General features: G+C 73.6%; 4 protein-coding genes. 1 reads left to right on the top strand and 3 read right to left on the bottom strand.

The genetic code is table 11. The features are described 5' to 3' along the window. Positions 1–143: 143 nt before the first annotated feature. Genes ACWGSR_RS35190 through ACWGSR_RS35200 form a run of 3 tightly spaced genes read right to left on the bottom strand, consistent with a single transcriptional unit; the run spans position 144 to position 2,315 of the window. Positions 144–1,028 (bottom strand): NmrA/HSCARG family protein, encoded by an 885-nt coding sequence (locus tag ACWGSR_RS35190; RefSeq protein WP_376247328.1) that lies wholly within the window; start codon positions 1,026–1,028, stop codon positions 144–146. 10 nt (positions 1,029–1,038) lie between these two features. Then, a complete protein-coding gene (locus ACWGSR_RS35195; RefSeq protein WP_453573013.1) occupies positions 1,039–1,911 on the bottom strand; it encodes an NAD(P)H-binding protein in 873 nt (290 codons plus the stop codon). Then, a complete protein-coding gene (locus ACWGSR_RS35200; RefSeq protein WP_366379207.1) occupies positions 1,881–2,315 on the bottom strand; it encodes an ester cyclase in 435 nt (144 codons plus the stop codon). The genes ACWGSR_RS35195 and ACWGSR_RS35200 overlap by 31 nt, the downstream gene beginning before the upstream one ends. Before the next feature lie 232 nt (positions 2,316–2,547). On the opposite strand from ACWGSR_RS35200, the gene ACWGSR_RS35205 reads away from it, so the two are divergent. Further along, positions 2,548–3,420 carry a class I SAM-dependent methyltransferase gene (locus ACWGSR_RS35205; protein ID WP_376247321.1) on the top strand — a complete coding sequence of 291 codons (873 nt, stop codon included), beginning with the start codon at positions 2,548–2,550 and terminating at the stop codon, positions 3,418–3,420. Positions 3,421–3,470 lie beyond the last annotated feature (50 nt).

Consider the following 3,470-nt stretch of genomic DNA (forward strand, 5'->3'; position numbering starts at 1 on the left):
TGTGTGTGCGGGTTTGTGTTGCCTCCCCCGGGGCCGCCCGCGTGACTGTGGGCTCTCGATAGGGCCGCGGCGGGCCCCCCCCGCCGGCCGGGGCCGCCCCCCCCCCCCCCGCCCCCCCCCGGCCCACGCGCGTGCCCGAAGGCTCAGAGGTCGACGCCCTTGAGGAAGGCGTCGAAGGTGAGCAGGCCCGGGTGCGCGGCGCGCAGGGCGGGCAGGTCCGCCCGGTAGCCGTGCGTCTGGAACCACTCGAACATCAGGGCGATCTCGGGGGCGTTGGGGATGTACGGGTTGGCGGCGACCGCGTCGAGCGGGACCTCCTCGAAGCGGGCCGGCCTGCCCGTACGGGCCGCGAACGCCGCGGCGACCTCGTCGGCCGTGAGCTCGTCGCCCGCGATCTCCACCTTGCGGCCCAGGTACTCGGCCGGCCGGTCGAAGGCCTCGGCGGCGAACCAGCCGATGTCCGCGACCGCGATGAACTGCACCCGGGTGTCCGGCTTCAGGCCGAGCTGCACCACCAGCGTGCCGTCGACCTCCTGCGGCCCGTGGGCCGCGAAGTTGTCCATGAAGAAGGTCGGCCGCAGCACCGTGTTCGGCACCCCGAGCTCGTCCAGGTAGCGCTCGACGTGGTGCTTGGAGTCGAAGTGCGGGACGCCGCTGTGGCGCTCCGCCCCGCCGACCGAGCTGTACACCACGTGCGCCACGCCGGTGTCGCGGGCCGCCCGGGCCACCGCGCGGCCCTGGCGGACCTCGCCGCCCAGACCGGCCGGGGTCATGAAGTTCTGCACGCTGAAGACGCCGTGGACGCCCTCGAACGCCGCGCGCAGCGACGCCTCGTCGTCCAGGTCTCCCCGTACGAGCACCACGCCGAGACCGGCGAGCGCCCGCGCGGCGTCCGACTCCGGGTCGCGGACCAGCGCCCGCACCTCGCGGCCGCCGCGGGCGACCAGCTCGCGGGCGGTCGCGCCGCCCTGCGCGCCGGTCGCGCCGACGACCAGGACCGGGCCTGCCTTCGTGTTCTCTGCGGACATGACGGCCTCCTCAGCCGAACAGCGGCGCGTTGGCCGCCGCCCACTCGCGGTACGGGCGCGGGTCGCGGCCGGTCAGCTCGCGCACCGCGGGGCTCACCTTCGACCAGGGGACCTCGGGGCTGTGCAGGGCGGCGACGTTCGTCACCGCGGCCTCGCGGTCGCCGGTGATGCCGGCGAACACGTCCACGACCTCGCCCTGCGGGGCCACGGAGAACTCCAGCTCGCGGCCGAGGGCCTCGCCCAGGATCCGGGCCTGCTCCTCGGAGGTCAGGACCTCCGGGCCGGTCAGGAGGTACGCCTTGCCCTCGTGCCCCGGCCGCGTCAGGGCGACGACGGCGGCCGAGGAGATGTCGTGCTCGTCGATCGGCGCGCCCGGGTTGTTGCCGATCCAGTCGCGGACCCGGCCCTCCTCGCGCACCGTCCTGACCCACCAGGAGGTGTTGGCGTGGAACGGGCCGGGACGCAGGAACGTCCACTCGGCGCCGATCCCGCGGATCGCCTCCTCGGCGGCGCGGTGCTCCTCGGCGATGCCGTGCGCCAGCGGGTGCAGGACGCTCCCCGAGGAGAGGAGGACGACCCGGCCGAGGCCCGCCTCGGCGGCCGCGGCGGCGAACGCGCGGGCCTCGCCCGCGACGTCGCCGGACAGCACGACGAGCGCGGCGTCGACGCCCTTGAGCGCCACCGCCAGCGAGTCGGCGTCGGCCGGGCTGCCCGCCACGACCTCGACGCCCTCCGGCAGCCCCGCCTCCTCGGGCCGGCGGCTGAGCGCCCGCACGTCGCGGCCGAGCGCCACCAGCTGCTCGACGGCCTCGCGGCCGACCTTGCCCGTTGCTCCGGTCACCAGGATCACGGTCAGGCCCTCCAGCCCTCGGGCGTCGGCCACGGGGAGCCGAGCTGACGGTAGGTGCCCTGGTAGTCGGGCCAGTCGCGGTGGTCGCGGATCTTGCCGTCGACGAAGCGGATCAGGTGGATCTGCTCGCCGGAGAACTCGCGCCCGGTGGCCGGCATGCCGACCAGGTCGCCCACGTGGCGGCCGTACAGGACGAGGTTGGCGCGCACCCACTGGCCGTTCTCCTCCAGGGAGACCTCGACCAGGCGGGCCTCCTCGGAGAAGGTCATCTTCAGCCACTTGACGGCCATCGCGAAGGAGTCGGGACCGCGCAGGTCCATGTGCTCCATCGTGGCCGGATTCAGGTAATCGGGGTGGATGTACTCCGCGACGTCCTCGGTTTTTCCGGTGTTGTACGCCTCTATCATGCGGCGTACGGCATCGAATTGACTGCTCATTCCATTTCCTCCACGGGTGTGCGGCCGAGAACGTCGGGCATCCCCGTCATCCTCGGTCGCGCGACTTTCCCCGGGCAAGGCCGAAAATCGATGCCCGAACGGATTGCGAAGCTCCTGCCACCGGACCGCGACCGGACGTCGATCGATCCTCCAGCGGACCACGGGTCCGGGCCGTCACGATGAAAGCCGGCCGGGCGCTCGTCCCCGACGTCCGGATATCCAGGGAGCTGAATTGACTACGGACACCGCAACCGCGACGTACAAGACCAAAGTCACCGCCGCCTTCAACGGTGCCGCGGCGACCTACGACCGGCTGGACGTGGAGTTCTTCACGCCCATGGGCGGCCGCCTCGTCGAGCTGGCCGACCCCCGGCCGGGCGAGCGCCTGCTCGACGTCGGCTGCGGTCTGGGCGCCACCCTCCTGCCCGCCGCCCGCCTCATCGGCGAGCGGGGGCGCGCCCTCGGCATCGACATCGCCGAGGCGATGATCGAGGAGGCCGGCAAGGAGGCCGCCCGCCAGGGCATCGCCAACGTCGACCTGAGGGTCATGGACGGCGAGCACCCCGACCTGCCCGCCCGCTCCTTCGACCTGGTCCTCGGCAGCTACAGCGTCATCTTCCTGCCGGACGCCCGCGCCGCCCTGGCCCGCTACGCCGACCTGCTCGCCGACGGCGGCCGCATCGCCTTCACCAGCCCGGTGTTCACCCGTGACACCTTCCCCTTCCTGCCGCCGCTCTTCACCGAGCTCATCCCGATGTCGCTCCTGGAGCACCTGCCCGAGGCCTGGCACCCGGAGCAGCTCCAGAAGCAGCTGCACTCCTGGCTGGAGGACCCGGCGGACCTCACCGCCGCCCTGGAGAAGGCCGGCTTCACCGACGTCGAGATCACCGACGAGCCGGTGATCCAGACCGCGCCCTCCGGCGACGCCTGGGTCACCTGGTCGCACACCCAGGGCATGCGCCTGCTGTGGCAGCACCTGCCCGAGGACGAGGCCGCCGCCCTGCGCGAGCGGATCGTCACCGCCCTCGACGCCCTGCGCACCGACGGCGGCCGGGTCCGCTTCGAGGTGCCCGTGCGCTACGTCACGGCCCGCGTCGCCCGCTGAACCGCGCCGCCGCCCCACGCGGAAGGGCCCGCCGGAGAACCGGCGGGCCC

Source organism: Streptomyces sp. NPDC055632 (assembly GCF_053618675.1).

Bases quoted from the DNA above. Each gene is read 5' to 3' on its own strand.
- ACWGSR_RS35190 (WP_376247328.1), bottom strand. From the start codon at position 1,028: ATGTCCGCAGAGAACACGAAGGCAGGCCCGGTCCTGGTCGTCGGCGCG.
- ACWGSR_RS35200 (WP_366379207.1), bottom strand. From the start codon at position 2,315: ATGAGCAGTCAATTCGATGCCGTACGCCGCATGATAGAGGCGTACAAC.